Annotated in this window: 13 protein-coding genes; 4 read left to right on the forward strand and 9 right to left on the reverse strand. The window is 63.1% G+C overall.

The genetic code is table 11. From position 1 onward, the window contains the following. Window positions 1-2: 2 nt before the first annotated feature. The 3 genes from ACFO3E_RS06555 to ACFO3E_RS06565 are packed head-to-tail and all read right to left on the reverse strand — an operon-like array spanning window position 3 to window position 3,833. On the reverse strand, window positions 3-569 hold the full coding sequence (locus tag ACFO3E_RS06555; protein ID WP_380803315.1) for a GNAT family N-acetyltransferase: 567 nt from the start codon (window positions 567-569) through the stop codon (window positions 3-5). Further along, complete coding sequence (locus ACFO3E_RS06560) at window positions 538-1,080, reverse strand: SixA phosphatase family protein (RefSeq protein WP_380803317.1); 543 nt, start codon at window positions 1,078-1,080, stop codon at window positions 538-540. Before ACFO3E_RS06560 ends, ACFO3E_RS06555 begins: the two co-directional genes overlap by 32 nt. Then, window positions 1,077-3,833, reverse strand: coding sequence for an ATP-dependent DNA helicase (locus tag ACFO3E_RS06565; RefSeq protein ID WP_380803320.1), 2,757 nt, complete (start codon window positions 3,831-3,833; stop codon window positions 1,077-1,079). Before ACFO3E_RS06565 ends, ACFO3E_RS06560 begins: the two co-directional genes overlap by 4 nt. Before the next feature lie 199 nt (window positions 3,834-4,032). On the opposite strand from ACFO3E_RS06565, the gene ACFO3E_RS06570 reads away from it, so the two are divergent. Next, window positions 4,033-5,610, forward strand: a complete 1,578-nt coding sequence (locus ACFO3E_RS06570; RefSeq protein ID WP_380803323.1) for a lysine--tRNA ligase — start codon at window positions 4,033-4,035, stop codon at window positions 5,608-5,610. 249 nt (window positions 5,611-5,859) lie between these two features. Here the strand turns inward: ACFO3E_RS06570 and ACFO3E_RS06575 are convergent, their stop codons facing one another. The 3 genes from ACFO3E_RS06575 to ACFO3E_RS06585 all read right to left on the reverse strand — a co-directional run bounded on the left by ACFO3E_RS06575 (window position 5,860) and on the right by ACFO3E_RS06585 (window position 8,146). Next, window positions 5,860-6,333 carry an RcnB family protein gene (locus ACFO3E_RS06575; RefSeq protein ID WP_380803325.1) on the reverse strand — a complete coding sequence of 158 codons (474 nt, stop codon included), beginning with the start codon at window positions 6,331-6,333 and terminating at the stop codon, window positions 5,860-5,862. A gap of 186 nt (window positions 6,334-6,519) precedes the next feature. Further along, window positions 6,520-7,197, reverse strand: coding sequence for a 2OG-Fe(II) oxygenase (locus ACFO3E_RS06580; protein ID WP_380803327.1), 678 nt, complete (start codon window positions 7,195-7,197; stop codon window positions 6,520-6,522). A 97-nt stretch (window positions 7,198-7,294) separates the two neighbouring features. Further along, a complete protein-coding gene (locus tag ACFO3E_RS06585; protein WP_380803329.1) occupies window positions 7,295-8,146 on the reverse strand; it encodes an RcnB family protein in 852 nt (283 codons plus the stop codon). 241 nt (window positions 8,147-8,387) lie between these two features. Between ACFO3E_RS06585 and ACFO3E_RS06590 the strand changes: the two genes are divergently transcribed. The 3 genes from ACFO3E_RS06590 (at window position 8,388) to ACFO3E_RS06600 (ending at window position 12,369) form a co-directional block, all read left to right on the forward strand. Further along, the gene (locus ACFO3E_RS06590) at window positions 8,388-8,927 is read left to right on the forward strand and encodes a biliverdin-producing heme oxygenase (protein WP_380803330.1); all 540 of its coding nucleotides are present in this window, start codon (window positions 8,388-8,390) and stop codon (window positions 8,925-8,927) included. After that, window positions 8,920-11,490: an HWE histidine kinase domain-containing protein gene (locus tag ACFO3E_RS06595; protein ID WP_380803331.1), complete on the forward strand. Its 2,571-nt coding sequence runs from the start codon at window positions 8,920-8,922 to the stop codon at window positions 11,488-11,490. The genes ACFO3E_RS06590 and ACFO3E_RS06595 overlap by 8 nt, the downstream gene beginning before the upstream one ends. Before the next feature lie 69 nt (window positions 11,491-11,559). Further along, the gene (locus ACFO3E_RS06600) at window positions 11,560-12,369 is read left to right on the forward strand and encodes a DODA-type extradiol aromatic ring-opening family dioxygenase (protein ID WP_380803332.1); all 810 of its coding nucleotides are present in this window, start codon (window positions 11,560-11,562) and stop codon (window positions 12,367-12,369) included. A gap of 8 nt (window positions 12,370-12,377) precedes the next feature. On the opposite strand, the gene ACFO3E_RS06605 is transcribed toward ACFO3E_RS06600, so the two are convergent. Genes ACFO3E_RS06605 through ACFO3E_RS06615 form a run of 3 tightly spaced genes read right to left on the reverse strand, consistent with a single transcriptional unit; the run spans window position 12,378 to window position 14,635 of the window. Further along, entirely contained in the window at window positions 12,378-12,914 is a 537-nt protein-coding gene (locus ACFO3E_RS06605; protein ID WP_380803333.1) for a (2Fe-2S)-binding protein, read from the reverse strand. After that, a complete protein-coding gene (locus ACFO3E_RS06610) occupies window positions 12,911-13,387 on the reverse strand; it encodes a DUF2721 domain-containing protein (RefSeq protein ID WP_066526647.1) in 477 nt (158 codons plus the stop codon). Before ACFO3E_RS06610 ends, ACFO3E_RS06605 begins: the two co-directional genes overlap by 4 nt. A gap of 39 nt (window positions 13,388-13,426) precedes the next feature. Further along, on the reverse strand, window positions 13,427-14,635 hold the full coding sequence (locus ACFO3E_RS06615; RefSeq protein ID WP_380803334.1) for an LL-diaminopimelate aminotransferase: 1,209 nt from the start codon (window positions 14,633-14,635) through the stop codon (window positions 13,427-13,429). Window positions 14,636-14,772 lie beyond the last annotated feature (137 nt).

Below are 14,772 nucleotides of genomic sequence, written 5' to 3' on the forward strand. Positions count from 1 at the left end.
CGTCAGAGCGTGCGTGCATAGATGAGGTCGCGGAAGGGCATGTCGCCGACCATGAAGGTGGTTTCGCCGATTTCGTGAAACCCGTGCCGCGCGTAGAAGCGGCGCGCACGGTCGTTCTGCGGATATACGGCGAGCAGCATGCGCTCGGCTCCGCGCTGCCGGGCATGATCGGCAAGCAGATCCATCAACTGATCGCCCCGGCCGCCGCCTTGCCAAGGCCCAAGCAGGTAGATGCGCTTGATCTCCACATCGTCCCGCTCGGTCGTGGGCACAGGAAGGTCGGGTGGCGTCAGCATGGCATAGCCCACCGGCGCGCCGAGCGGCGTTTCGCCGATCAGCAGCAGTTGCGTAGGCTCATCAAGCGCCGCTCGATAATAGCTTTCGGCATGAGCGGTGCGAATGTGCGCGAGCAAGGCTGGTCCGGGATGGTCATGCGCGAAGCTGGTGAGAAAGGTAGCGCCGCCGAGCAGTGACAGCGCGGACGTGTCGCCCGGCACAGCCTCTCGCCAGTGGATCGGCGTCACCGTATCGACCCGTTCACCGGGTTTCCGGCCCCAATGCCGGATCAAGATCCCGTGGGCGGGTGAAGCTGACGAGCGTTGCCACATCCTGCTTGGCGTCGGCCCAGCGATCGATGGCAAGATCGAGGACGGCAAGGCTGGCGGTTGGGAATTTGACTTCCACATCTTCACGCAGCGGACTGGCGCCATCATCGGGCACCAGTTCCAGGATCAATTCTTCAAGGCCGGGATTATGACCCGCCATGATGGCGCTGTCAGCCGTTTCGGGAAGGTCGCGTACGACGTCGAGTAGCGTCGCCACGGATGCCAGGTAGATGCGCCGGTCCCAATGCGGCTCCAGTGGATCGCTATAGCCTTCCAAAAAGGTGTCGAGCGTCTGCACGACGCGCATCGCGGGGGAGGCGACCAGGAGGTCGAACTGCATTTTGCGGCTGCGGGCGAACTGACCGATCAACAACGCCGCTTTCTCCCCGCGTCGATTGAGCGGCCGGTCGAAATCCCGCTCGACCGGGTCGTCCCAGTCGGACTTGGCGTGGCGCAACAGGGTCAACCGCTTCATTTTCGCTCCAGGTCGTGGGTGCCGGATTGGATTCCCTGAAGCCCTAACGCCATGCCATCGCCAAGGCCAGCGCCAGCGAGGGAATAAGCACTGACGGCTATGATCGCCTCGTCCAGTGTCACTCGGCGGATCGGCGTGCCGGGTGGGAAGGCGCTGAGCAACCGGCTGGGCATGGCGGCCGAGAGGATGACAAAGCTGCCCCGGTCTTCGGCGCGGCGGATGAGGCGGCCAAATGCCTGGGCGAGCCGGGCGCGGATCAGCCGGTCATCATAGGCAGCGCCTCCTCCTGCGAGGCGGCGGGCGGCGTGCAGCACGGTAGGCTTGGACCATGGCACGCCCTCCATCACTACCAGTCGCAGCGAATGGCCCGGCACATCGACGCCGTCGCGCAGCGCGTCGGTGCCCAGCAAGGAGGCGCGAGGGTCGTCGCGGAAAATGTCGATCAGCGTGCCAGTGTCCATCGGATCGACATGCTGGGCATAGAGCGGCAGACCGGCCCGCGCGAGACGATCGGCGATGCGGGCATGGACCGCGCGCAGGCGGCGGATGGCGGTGAATAGGCCGAGCGTGCCGCCGCCCGCCGCCTCTATCAATCGGCCATAAGCGCCGGAGAGCGCAGCTATGTCGCCGCGCTTGATGTCGGTGACGATCAGAACTTCGGCGCGCGCCGCATAATCGAAGGGGCTGTGCGCTTCGAACTGCTGGGCGCGCTGGGGCAGGTGGGTTGCGCCGCTGCGACTTTCGGCATTGTCCCAGTCGCCGCCACCCTTGAGCGTCGCCGAAGTGACCAGCACACCCTGTGCCGGCTTCAGCACTGTTTCGGCAAGTGGCCGGGTGGGGTCAAGCCAGTGGCGATGGATGCCGATGTCGAATTCCCGTCCCTCGATCCGATCGACGGTCATCCAATCGACGAAGTCACCGTCGGCCGGGCCGCCGATGCGGGCGAGCAGCGCCAGCCAGGCGGCGATCAAGTCACGCCGCCACCCAAACGAAGCGATCGCGCCTTCGATTCGGGCGCGGGCTGCTCCATCGAGCCAGTCAGGCGCGTCTTCGATCACCGCTTCCAGCCGTTTGGCAAGGCGCGTGAGCGGGCGCAAAAGGCCGTCGAGCGCAAGCGCCGCCTCATGCGCGGCTTCGACCAGGGGGCCGTCCGGCTCGGCGAGTTCCGTTTCCAGCCCATAGCCTGCGTCCGCTTCACCCACATCTGCGGCGCGGGCATAGACGGTGCCCCGCACCGCGGCGAGTAACTGCTCGACTGGTCCGAAAGGCTCGCCCGCCACGATGCGCTTCAGCCATTCGTCGGCGGGCAGAGCGCGCGCCGCATCAGCCGCAGCGCGGATCGCTTCGCCACCTTCGTCATCATAGCTGGCGAGGTCAGAGAGGCGCGCCGCAAGGCCGCGACGCCTGCCCCGCGCATTGCCTTCGGGCCCCATCACCCAACGGCGCAGTTCGATCGCCTCTTGTCCCGACAGCGCGACCGAGAAGGTCGAATCGGCGGCATCGAAAAGATGATGGCCCTCGTCAAAGATGATGCGTTGCGGCCGCTGCCCCGTCTCGCGGCCACGTGCGGCATTGATCATCACGAGCGCATGATTGGCGATGACGATATCCGCATCGGCGGAGGCGCGGGCGGAGCGCTCGATGAAGCATTTGCGGTAATGCGGACAGCCTGCATAGATGCACTCCCCCCGCCGGTCCGTAAGCGCCGTCGATCCATTGCGGCGAAAAAGCGTCGGCAGCCAGCCAGGAAGGTCGCCGCCGATCATGTCGCCATCCTTGCTGAACGCGGCCCAGCGGGCGACCAATTGCGCCAGGATCGCGGCGCGCCCTGCAAAGCCGCCCTGGAGCGCGTCCTCCAGGTTCAGCAGGCAGAGGTAGTTTTCACGCCCCTTCCGCACCACGACACGCCGGGCCGCCGTGGCTGGATCGGGAAAGAGGCGTAAGGATTCGCGATCGAGCTGACGTTGCAGCGCCTTGGTATAGGTGGATATCCAGACGGTGCCTTGCGCCTGCGACGCCCAGAGGGAAGCTGGCGCGAGATAGCCTAGCGTTTTGCCGATGCCCGTCCCCGCTTCGGCCAGAAGCATGTTGGGCTGATCGCGATGCTTGCGCGGCCGGAAGCTTTCGACCGCCGCGGCTGCATAGGCACGCTGGCCGGGGCGAGCTTCCGCTCCGCTGCCGGTCAGATGCGTAAGCTGGTCGAGTACGGCTTGCTCGTCGAGGGAGATGGTGCGGGGGGCGGGCCGGGGCGGGGTTTCCTCCCATTCCGGAAGGCGCGAAAAGAGCCAACGCTCCGCTTCGGCAGGACGGGCGACGCGTGGGGCGATGAGGGGCGCCCAAGGCCAGCGCAGGCGGTGCAGTGACTGTGCAGATGTCCATCCGCCCTCCCGCTCCAGCCAGGTCGGCGATTCGAGCGTGGCGAGCAGCGCGGCCGTCGCGTTTTGCAGCAGTTGCGGGATGTCATCCTCGGTGGCCGGACGTTCCAGGCCCAGCGCTTCCGCGAGCCCTTTCGGGGTCGGCACGAGGAACCGGGCGGGATGGACAAAGGCCCACAGCTCCAACAGATCCAAGCCGTTCAACTCGGGGTAACCAAGGCGCTGTCCGGTAAGCGGTGCGTTGAGGAGCAAGGTGGGCGTCTCGGCCGCGCGGGCGATCGCCATTCCCTTGGCTATCGCCTGCGTCCGGCCACCTTCGCGCAGCCAGATGCCACCATGGCTGGCGTGAAGGGAAGGCAAGGCGGCAGGATCGATCACCCGTCCGGCTTAGGCGAGCAGGAACAAAAGGAAAACTGAAAATGGATCAGTTAATCTGATGCGGGGCCAGATCATGGCATTCGGCCAACGCGTCCCATGCTGTCCGTTTCTATCATTCATCATGCCGAAGGCGACGTGACTTCTGCTGCGTGGAAATGCCGTTTCCTTTCCGCCCGTGCGGGGTTAGGGGCTGTGCATCATGACTGTCTCCGAAACTCTCCGCACCGCCGCGCAGGCGTCCAAGGCCTGGCCCTATGAAGAAGCGCGCAAGCTGCTCAAGCGCTACCAAAGCGGCGCACCTGAAAAGGGGCACATCCTGTTCGAAACGGGCTATGGTCCGTCGGGCCTGCCACATATCGGAACATTCAACGAAGTGCTGCGCACCACGATGGTTCGCAACGCCTATCATGCGCTGTCGGATATTCCGACGCGCCTGATTGCGTTCAGCGATGACATGGATGGTCTGCGCAAGGTGCCGGACAATGTGCCCAACCAGGCGATGCTGACCGAGTATCTAGGCAAGCCGCTGACCCAGGTGCCCGATCCGTTCGAGAAGTTCGAAAGCTTCGCGCATCACAATAATGCGATGCTGCGCGCGTTTCTCGACCGCTTTGGCTTCGATTACGAGTTTGTATCGGCCACAGACCGTTATCGCTCGGGCGCGTTTGATGACGCGCTGAAGAATGTCCTGCGCCATTATCAGGACATCATGGACATCATGTTGCCGACCCTGCGCAAGGAGCGGCAGGGGACCTATTCGCCCGTGCTGCCGATCAGCCCCAAGAGCGGCATCGTGTTGCAGGTGCCGGTGGAAGTGCTGGACGCCGACGCCGGCCTGGTCCGTTTCGAGGATGAGGGCGAAGTGATCGAGCAGTCGGTCCTTTCGGGCGGTGCTAAGCTGCAGTGGAAGGTCGATTGGGCGATGCGCTGGGTCGCGTTGGGCGTCGATTATGAAATGGCGGGCAAGGACCTGATCGATTCGGTGACGCAATCGTCGAAGATCTGCCGCGCGCTCGGGGCGCGGCCGCCGGAAGGCTTCAACTATGAGATGTTCCTCGACGAGAAGGGCGAGAAAATCTCAAAATCTAAGGGCAATGGTCTAAGCCTTGAGCAGTGGCTGACCTATGGACCGCAGGAAAGCCTCGCCTTCTACGCCTATCGGGAACCGAAAAAGGCCAAGCAGCTGCACATGGGCGTCATTCCCCGTGCGGTGGACGAATATTGGCAGTTCCGCGGCAATTATCCTAATCAGGCGATCGAGCAGCAGCTCGGTAACCCGGTTCATCATATCCATGACGGGAAGCTGCCGGAGGGTAAGCTGCCGGTCACTTTCGGCCTGCTGCTGAACCTGGTGGGGGTGATGGGCGATGCCAGCCGTGAGCAGGTATGGGGCTATCTCCAGAATTATGTCGCGGACGCCAGTGCGGAAGCCTACCCGGAACTGGATGCGCTGATCGGTCATGCGCTGGCCTATCACCGCGATTTCGTTGCGCCGACGCTTAAGCGGCGCGCGCCCGAGGCGAACGAGGCCGCTGCCCTGCGGAAGCTGGATGAGGAACTGGCGGCGCTGCCCACAGGCGCGAGCGCGGAGGATATCCAGAACATCGTTTATGCGCTGGGCAAGGATGAAGCCTATGGCTTTGCCGAATTGCGGGACTGGTTCAGGGCATTGTACCAGACGCTGCTAGGCGCGGATCAGGGCCCTCGCATGGGCAGCTTCATCGCATTATATGGCATTGAAAATAGCCGCCGCCTGATCGCCGAAGCGCTCGGCTGAGCCCGATCGGAACATTCGAACAGCCGGAGCGTTTTTCTTCTGGTCCACCCCCTTTCGGACTGATGGCGTGCCTTGCGCGCGTCATCGGCCGCGCCTGCTCGGAGACGAGCGGCGCGGCCAAGGGGTATCCGTCAAACAACTAGAGCGTTCCTGGGGCCGAACTTGGCTGACATGCGCAAGCGTGGCTGAGTTGCGCAAAGAAAACGGCCCCGGAAACCAAGGGCCGTTTCATTTACTCAAACGTCTTCTTTACCAGAAAAAGCCACGATGGACTTCCATGACGCGGCCGCTGCGGACGTTCACCAGCAGCACGTCATTATAGTGCCTTACCCACCGCAAATTGGGGTTGTTGGGACGCGGCAGGCGATAACGATAGGGATCGCTGATATAATAGCGCGAGCTGTAGTAGCTCGGGCGGAGCTGCGACCCTGCTTCCCAGCGATTGTAGCGGAAAGGAGCCCGCCAGTTACCGCCGCGATAGACGTCACGGTGCGAGCGCCGATAGTCGCGCCAATCTTCCCGCAATTCCTGACGCGCGTCGCGCACATCGCGGCGCTGCTCACGCACATCGTGGCGGCTACCATAGCGCTCCGCGTCGCGCAGTTCGCGCTGTTCCTGACGAAGGTCACGCTCGCTGTCGCGTACCTCCCCACGCGATTGGGCCATGACGGCGCCCGGCATCGCTGTGGCGGCGATCAGGCCGAGGATGATCAACTTACGCATATATCTTCTCCCATCAGCTTGGCGGACTGAACCAGCGGGGGATTTAACCTTTGTCCCTGTGGCCGGTTCCGCTGCCAACGGATTGCTTATGCATCTCTCACGCTGAACCATGCGGGAACGAGACTGTCAGGAATCAGTCATTTATGTCGCGAATTGTATCGTCCGTCTGAACAGCTCTGCCCTCCGTCAGGCGGTCCAACGACGTTCCCGAAACCATTTGGTGACGACATATTTGATGCCCTTTTCCACCGGCCGCGCAGCGTGCAGGCTCAAGGGATTGGGTGCGCCATCCGGTTTCATATTGTTCCAGATGAGGATCATGCCCTCGACCGGCGGCACCATGAATTCGCAATGGGGGAAATGCGTTTCCCCGCCTGTTTCGACGGGAGATAGATAGATCATCGCGGTCCAACTGCGCTGGCCGCCCGTCTTCATCATCGCTGGCCAGTAATTTGCGGTGACGGGGAAGAAGTCGCAATGCGCCTTATACTCTTGGCCAAGGGCATAGCGCTGGCCCTGCAGCGTTTCGCCATGATCCGGCGGCAGGCCCGTAAGCGCACAAATGCGGTCGCTGACAAGGCTCACCAGGACATCCCTAGGGTTTAGATTGCAGCTATGGCTGGTGCGATAGTCGGAATTGGCGCTGCCCGAAAAGAGCGTCGAAGGCTGCGCATCGGAATCGATCATCGCGCGCAGGGCGGCGCACTCCTCCGCATCGAGGAAATGATGGCGGCCATAGATTTCCAGGCCTGGCGCATCGATTCGGCTGACCATGGGATTACGGTCCAGCTTCGCGCGAACCGCTTCGCCGATCCTCTCCCGAATGTCAGAAGCGATGCCGCCGTCATCGATCACGTCCGTCATGTGCGTTTCCTGCCCCGGCGGCCTCATCTGTGCAAATAAAAAGGGCCCGGAGCACTTGGCTCCGAGCCCAATCGATCGTGCAGGATCGATCTTCGCCTTACCAGAAGAAATCGTGGATCACGTCAACGACATAGCCGTCGCGTATATCGACTAGCAAGGCATCATCATAATAGCGGACCCAGCGCAGCGTCCCATAGGCAGGGGGCAGGCGATAGGAATAAGGATCGTCGATCCAGTAGCTGTTCGAGAACAGCAAGCTATTAAGGAAGATGCCGACCGAGAAACGGGTATAGCCGTAGTCCCAGCCGCGCGGCGCATAGTAGCGACCCGCCCGGTAGCGGTCGCCATAACGTGAGCGGTAGCTGTACCAGTCATAACGGCGATCCTGCCGCCAGCCATTGTCCCAACGCCGCTGGCCGTTCCAGCGCGTACGGTCATCAAACCGGCGTGGATTAGCCAGGCTGCCCCGCCAATGATTGCCGCTGCTCAGGCGATCATCCCGGCGATTATCACGCCATTCGGGCCGCTGCGTTTGGCGATTGTCGCGCCAGTCGGGGCGATCACCGGAGCGGCGATCATCCCGCCATTGCGGCCGCTGAGTCTCCGCCTGCTGCCTGATGCGGGTTTCGTTGCGCGATGCATCGCGAGCCGCATCGCCACGCGCTTCGCCCGCGCGCCATTGACGGTCAGGTCGCGGCTGCTCCGTTTGTATCTGCCCGCGATCCACCTGACGCTGCTGCCAGCGCTGGCCCGCTTGATCGCGCCTGCTGTCATCGCCTCGCTGTTCGCGCGTTGCGTCGCGACCACGGGGGCCATCGCCGTCCTGACGCGCCGCGCGTTCGTCGCCACGGCCGCGCCAGCCATCCTCTCTACCTTGGGCATAGGCCGGGGCGATCCCGCCCAGGACCGTCGCGGTCATCAGCCCTGCCAACATCATTTTCTTCAACATGATCTTCGCTTTCCAAAGGGGCGCCATGCCCCGCATGTTGCTTTTTTATTACCGTCGTCATGTCGTGAGGCTGAACTTGCCTGTCAGCGATTTGAAAGAATCTTCTACATTTCGGAAAACCGTTGCTGCACACGCGTTTGCATGAATGAGTCGCAGGGAAAAACGACCAACTGCTGTCGCTCAACTGTAAAAACTAATCTAAATCAGTGCGCGCGACCTTAACTGCCTTTAGGACCAACGAGTGAAAAGAACGTCCAACGCCGGCCGTGTCCGACAGGCACTTCGTGATGCGACGATGGTCAGCCATCAGCGTGTGGACGAATTATTCTCTGATTTCCCGCTCGATTCTCCTGATGGCTATGGCGCTTTCCTGAGGGCGCATGCCCGCGCGCTCGCGCCGTTGGAGCAGTTGGCGAGGCCGGACGCGCCGCGCCTGCCGCGCCTGATGGAAGATCTCGCTGCGTTGGGTAAAGCCTTGCCTGAGCCGCTGGCGGTGGAGCGGCAGGGCGGCGAAGCTTTCCGTTGGGGCGCGCTTTATGCGTTGGAAGGATCGCGGCTTGGCGGAGCGATGCTTGAGCGTCGCGTGCCGCCCGGCCTCCCGCGCGCTTATCTGTCGTCGGTGCATGGCAAAGGCGGCTGGATCGCTTTTCAGGATGCGCTGGACAAAGCCGCCGACGATGGCGGTGAGGATTGGATTGACGGCGCCATTCAGGGTGCCGATGCAGCCTTCGCCCTCTTCGCAGCCGGAGCTGCCGCAGAGCGGGCGGGCCTGAATGGCTGACGGCCGCGAACCGGACGTGACCGCTTTCGCTGTCGATATCAGCAATTGCGATCGAGAACCGATCCATGTTCCGGGGACGATCCAGCCCTTCGGCTTCCTCGTCGCGTTGACGGCGGACTGGCTGGTGTCCCGCGTCTCGGCGAACAGTAGCGCCTTTATCGGCCTTTCGCCCCAGGAGATGCTGGGCCAGCCGATCAGCGAGCTGTTCCGGGGTGAAGCGATACATTCGCTGCGCAACCGCATTACCCTGCTGCGCGGTCCTGATGCGGTGGAGCGGATATTCTCGCTGATATTGATCGACGGTTTTCCGCCGTTCGACATCGCGGTGCATTTTTCCGGATCGCTGGTGGTCATCGAGGCTGAACCTGCCCGCGCCGATGAGATGGAGGCGACCAGCATGGTGCGCTCCATGGTCGCGCGGCTGGCCCAGACGGACAGCATGGCGGCCTTTCTGCGCGATGGCGCCAGGCAGGTGCGGGCACTGACCGGCTTTGACCGGGTCATGGTCTATCGTTTCGCCGACGGCGGCGATGGCGAAGTCGTGGCTGAGGCTTTGCGCCCCGGCATCGATAGCTTTTTCGGTCTGCACTATCCCGCGTCCGATATCCCGGCGCAGGCGCGCGCGCTTTATCTGCGCAACATCTTCAGGGTGATCGCGGATGTGCAGGCGCAGCCGGTGCCGGTCGTCCCCATTCTCGACCCTGCTGGCGCGGCGCTGGACATGTCGCTGTGCCTGCTGCGCGCTGTTTCGCCCATCCACATCGAATATTTGGGCAATATGGGTGTGGGCGCGTCGCTCTCCATCTCGATCATCGTCGAGGGGCGGCTTTGGGGCTTGTTCGCTTGCCACCATTATGGGCCGCGCCTGCCCAGTTTCGCCCAGCGCAGCGCGGCGGAGTTGTTCGGCCAGATCTTCTCCATGATGCTGGAAAGCCGTGAACGGGCGGAGACGGCGGACTATGAAGGCAAGGCGCGGCAGGTCGCCGACCGGCTGATGTCGGCGGTCGCGCAGGATCATGACCTGTTGTCCAACGCCCGCTGGCTGGGCGACGTCATCTTCGATACCGTGCCTGCCGATGGCGTGGGCGTCTATATAGATGGCGACATGACGCTGGCCGGGCTGACCCCAGATAAGTCGGCCTTTGCTGCGATCGTGTCGATGCTCAATCGGACGGCGGCAAGCCAAGTCTATACTACCGACAGTCTCAGCCGGATCATGCCGGAAGCAGCGGCCTATGCGGATCGGGCAGCGGGCCTGCTTGCCATCCCGTTGTCGCGCCGCCCTCGAGACTATGTCGTCCTGTTCCGGGCCGAGCAGATGCGATCGGTGCGCTGGGCGGGCAATCAGGAAAAGCATATAGAATATGGTCCGAATGGACCCCGCCTGACGCCGCGCAAAAGTTTCGAAGAATGGTCGGAGCTGGTGAAAGGCACGGCAGTCGCCTTCAGCCCGGCCGAACTGCGTGTTGCCGAAGCGCTTCGCACCGCTTTGCTGGAAGTCGTCCTCCGCCTGTCGGATTCGGCGCATGAGGAACGGCAGAAGGCGCACGAGAAGCAGGAACTGCTGATCGCCGAACTCAACCATCGGGTCCGGAACATATTGTCGCTGATCCGCGGGCTGCTGTCGCAGACGCGCAATAGCGCGCGATCGGTGGATGAGTTCATCGCGACGCTGGAAAGTCGCGTCCAGGCGCTTGCCCGCGCCCATGACCAGATCACGGCTGACCGCTGGGCGCCCGCGCGGTTGCAGGACCTGATTGAGGTGGAAGCCGGTGCTTATCTCGGTGAGCGGCGCGACCGGGTGAAACAGACGGGTCCCAATGTCCTGCTGACGCCGTCGGCCTTCACGGTGCTGGCGCTGGTGATCCACGAACTGCTGACCAACGCGGCGAAATATGGCGCCTTGTCGGATGGCGGAACGGTTTCAATCGACTGGCATGTCGATCCGGACGGCAGCTTGCTGCTTCACTGGCTGGAAAGCGGCGGTCCCGCAGTGGTCGCGCCGACGCGGCGCGGTTTCGGGTCCACTGTGATCGAACGATCGATCCCCTATGACCTGGATGGCAAGGCGGAGATCGCCTACCGCCTCGCCGGGCTGGAGGCGCATTTCTGTATTCCCTCTGCCCATATCGCGTCGGTTCTGCCGGATGTAAGCGGCGCGGAACGGACGAAGCCGGTGGCTGTTCCCACCCCGGAATTGCTGAAGGGGCGCAACATCCTTTTGGTCGAGGACAATATGATCATCGCCATGGATGGCGAGGACGCGCTGCGCGACCTGGGCGCCGACGTCGTCACGGCCGGCAGCGTTAGCCGGGCGCGCGAGGCGCTAGCACTGCGGAACATCGACTTCGCCGTGCTGGACTTCAATCTAGGCACGGAAACAAGCCTGCCGGTCGCCGACCTGCTGGCGGAGCAGGGTATCGGCTTTCTATTTGCAACCGGCTATGGCGACGGGCTGGACCTGCCGGAGCGGTTTGGCGGCATCACGTTGATCAAGAAGCCCTATTCCAATGTGACCTTGGCGCAGGCCATCGGTCCCGCCATTGGCGCCAAAGCCAGCTGAGGCAGCAGGAAACCCATTGTTTCGCCCTCCAAGCTTGCGCAGCGGAGCGTGCCGCCCGATGTTCGGCGGATGAAACAGCCAAGTCTTTACATTCCGCATGGCGGAGGCCCTTGCTTCTTCATGGACCCGGCCGATCCTGACCGTCCATCCAGCGATCCCATGTGGCATCCGATGCAGGATTATCTTGCCCAGCTGATCGCGCGCCTGCCCGAACGCCCGCGCGCGGTGCTGATTATTTCGGGTCATTGGGAGGAGCCCGTGTTTACCGTGCACCAGGGCGAGCATCCCCCGCTTCTGTTCGACTATTATAATTTCCCGCCGCACACCTACCAGCTGCGCTGGGACGCGCCCGGAGCGCCTGCGATCGCCGCGCGGGCGGCCGAGCTACTTCGCGATGGTGGCTTGCCGGTTGCCGACGAAGGCGAACGGGGATGGGATCATGGCGTCTTCATCCCGATGAAGGTGGCGCGGCCAGAAGCGGACATCCCGGTCGTGCAACTGTCGCTGCGTCAAGATCTGGACCCGACCGCGCATATCGCCGCCGGTCGCGCCCTAGAGCCGCTGCGCGACGAAGGGGTGGTGATCATCGGATCGGGCATGAGCTTCCACAATATGCGCGTGCGCGATTCGGAGGCGCGGACGCCCTCTCTGTTGTGGGACGAGGCATTGACCGAAGCTGTCACCGACCCCGATCCCGGACGGCGCGCGGCCCGTGTGGCAGCCTGGGATGCGCTGCCGGAGGCGCATTTTGCGCACCCGCGCGAAGAGCATCTTCTGCCGCTGATGGTTGCGGTCGGCGCAGGCGGTGACGATGCGGCGCGTGTCGATCATCAAAGTGCGGTGCGGGGCTGGCCGATATCGGCCTACCGCTTCGGCTAAGGCGCGTTTCAGGGGCGGCGAAGCGCTGGGACGGCGCGCGCGGCGTCCTCTGGCGTCACCCCGGGCGGAGGGGCGGCCTCGACCTGCTCCTCGCCGCGCAGGACTTTGCCAGCGCGTTTGATGGCTGCTCGCAGCCGCGGGTAGATGCCGCAGCGGCAGATGTTGGTGATTGCGGCGTCTATCTCCTCATCGCCCGGATCAGCGTTGCGCTTGAGGAGCACGGCCGCCGTCATGATCATGCCTGGGATGCAGTAGCCGCATTGCGAGACATTGTCTGCGGCGAACACTTGTTGCAGCGGATGGCCGCGATCGGGGGACAGCCCTTCTATCGTCGTGACGAAGCGGCCTTCCGTTTCCCGGATCGTCACTTGGCACGACCGCACCGCTTGCCCGTCAATATCGACGGTGCAGGCGCCGCAATGGCCCGTGCCGCAGCCATATTTGGTCCCGGTGAGGTTCGAAGCATCGCGCAGCGCCCATAATAGAGGTGTGTCGGGGTCCATGCGATACTGGACAGGCCGGTCGTTCACCGTGAACTTGGTCATGCGTCCTCGCTGTCCTCAACCTTATGATAGAGCACTTCGTTGCGAACGTGGATGATGCGCGATGCCAGGCGAATTTCCTGGATGAAGGTGCCGAAAGCCGCCGCCTGAACCAGCATGGCGAGGCTGAAAAGGATCGCGATCGGGGTGCCGAGATGCGCGCCGAACAGATTGCCCGCGAACAGCAGGATCACGACAAGGCAGACGGCGCAGGCGGAGGCTACCGAGAGAAAGATCGCCATGTTGACGACGCTCATGCGCCGGTCGAGCACGCGGATTTCGCCGACCATGCGATCATGCTCCTTGCCCCGTGAGGAAAGGATCTTGTCCTCCAGCCGCCTTGCTCGATCAATGATGCGAGCGAGCCGGCCGACACAGACATTGAGGAACGCGCCGATGCCCGCGAGCAGGAACACAGGCGCAAGGGCGAGCTGGATCGTCTGCGCGACCTGCGAGACCTGGGGCAGGGGGATCATCGGTAAGAGGGTCTCGCCTGCTGCCCGGCCTTCCTTTGATCAGGCAGCGCCCTTGGCGGGCGTGTTGATGCCCATGGACTTGAGATATTGCTTGATGTTGCGCGCCGCCTGCCGCAGCCGCTGTTCATTCTCGACCATCGCGATGCGCACATAGCCTTCGCCGTCCTCGCCATAGCCGACGCCTGCGGCCACGGCGACCTTCGCGTGGGTGAGCAGCTGCTTGGAAAATTCCAGGCTGCCCATGTCCTTGAGCGCAGGAGGCAGCGGGGCCCAGGCGAACATCGATGCCTTGGGCGCGGGAATTTCCCAGCCTGCCCGCCCAAACGCCTCGACCATCACATCGCGGCGCTTGTGGTAGAGTTCGCGGTTCTTCTGGACGATGTCCTGCGGTCCGTTGAGCGCAGCGCATGCAGCCGCCTGAATGGGCGTGAAGGCGCCATAATCGAGATAGGATTTCACGCGCTTCAGCGCCGAGATCAGCTGGCGGTTGCCTACGGCAAAGCCGATGCGCCATCCGGCCATCGAATAAGTCTTGCTGAGCGATGTGAATTCGACAGCCACATCCTTCGCGCCCGGCACCTGCAGGATCGAAGGCGTCGGATTGCCGTCATAATATAGCTCGGAATAGGCGAGGTCGGAAAGGACCCAAACCTTGTTCTCCTTTGCCCAGGCCACCAGCCGCTCGTAAAAGGCGAGATCAACCGTCTCTGCTGTCGGGTTGCTGGGATAGCCTACGACCAGGATCGAAGGGCGCGGCACCGTGAAGGCCATCGCCCTTTCAAGCGATTTCCAATAATGTTCGTCAGGCGTGGTCGGAACCGACCGGATGGTCGCGCCCGCGATGATGAAGCCGAACATATGGATCGGGTAGCTGGGATTGGGGGCCAGCACGACGTCACCGGGCGCGGTGATCGCGGTGGCGAGGCTGGCCAAGCCCTCCTTCGATCCCATGGTGACGACGACTTCGGTCTCTGGATCTAGGTCCACGCCGAAGCGGCGGCCATAATAATTGGCTTGGGCGCGGCGCAGGCCGGGAATGCCCATCGACTGAGAATAGCCATGGGCGCTCGGCTTTTGCGCCACTTCGCACAATTTGGCGATGACATGATCGGGCGGAGGCAGATCAGGATTGCCCATGCCAAGATCGATAATGTCCTCTCCCGCGGCTCGCGCGGCGGCCCGCATCGCGTTGACTTCAGCGATGACATAGGGCGGTAGGCGCTTCATGCGGTAGAATTCTTCGGACATTATAGGGCTTTCCTGAAAGGTCTCCATAGGGGATAGTGACGCACGCGCTTTTGACGCGACGTTCTCCGGCTATAGCCCGCCGGGCAGCCTCGCGCCAGAGAAAGCGGCGCATATAAGGATGCCAGGAGGAGGAAGGT

The organism is Sphingobium tyrosinilyticum, from assembly GCF_042654265.1.
Taxonomy (GTDB): Bacteria; Pseudomonadota; Alphaproteobacteria; order Sphingomonadales; family Sphingomonadaceae; genus Sphingobium; species Sphingobium tyrosinilyticum.

Coding starts and splice junctions, on each gene's coding strand:
- ACFO3E_RS06560 (WP_380803317.1), bottom strand. CDS start 1,080: ATGAAGCGGTTGACCCTGTTGCGCCACGCCAAGTCCGACTGGGACGAC.
- ACFO3E_RS06570 (WP_380803323.1), top strand. CDS start 4,033: ATGACTGTCTCCGAAACTCTCCGCACCGCCGCGCAGGCGTCCAAGGCC.
- ACFO3E_RS06575 (WP_380803325.1), bottom strand. CDS start 6,333: ATGCGTAAGTTGATCATCCTCGGCCTGATCGCCGCCACAGCGATGCCG.
- ACFO3E_RS06580 (WP_380803327.1), bottom strand. CDS start 7,197: ATGACGGACGTGATCGATGACGGCGGCATCGCTTCTGACATTCGGGAG.
- ACFO3E_RS06585 (WP_380803329.1), bottom strand. CDS start 8,146: ATGTTGAAGAAAATGATGTTGGCAGGGCTGATGACCGCGACGGTCCTG.
- ACFO3E_RS06595 (WP_380803331.1), top strand. CDS start 8,920: ATGGCTGACGGCCGCGAACCGGACGTGACCGCTTTCGCTGTCGATATC.
- ACFO3E_RS06600 (WP_380803332.1), top strand. CDS start 11,560: ATGAAACAGCCAAGTCTTTACATTCCGCATGGCGGAGGCCCTTGCTTC.
- ACFO3E_RS06605 (WP_380803333.1), bottom strand. CDS start 12,914: ATGACCAAGTTCACGGTGAACGACCGGCCTGTCCAGTATCGCATGGAC.
- ACFO3E_RS06610 (WP_066526647.1), bottom strand. CDS start 13,387: ATGATCCCCCTGCCCCAGGTCTCGCAGGTCGCGCAGACGATCCAGCTC.
- ACFO3E_RS06615 (WP_380803334.1), bottom strand. CDS start 14,635: ATGTCCGAAGAATTCTACCGCATGAAGCGCCTACCGCCCTATGTCATC.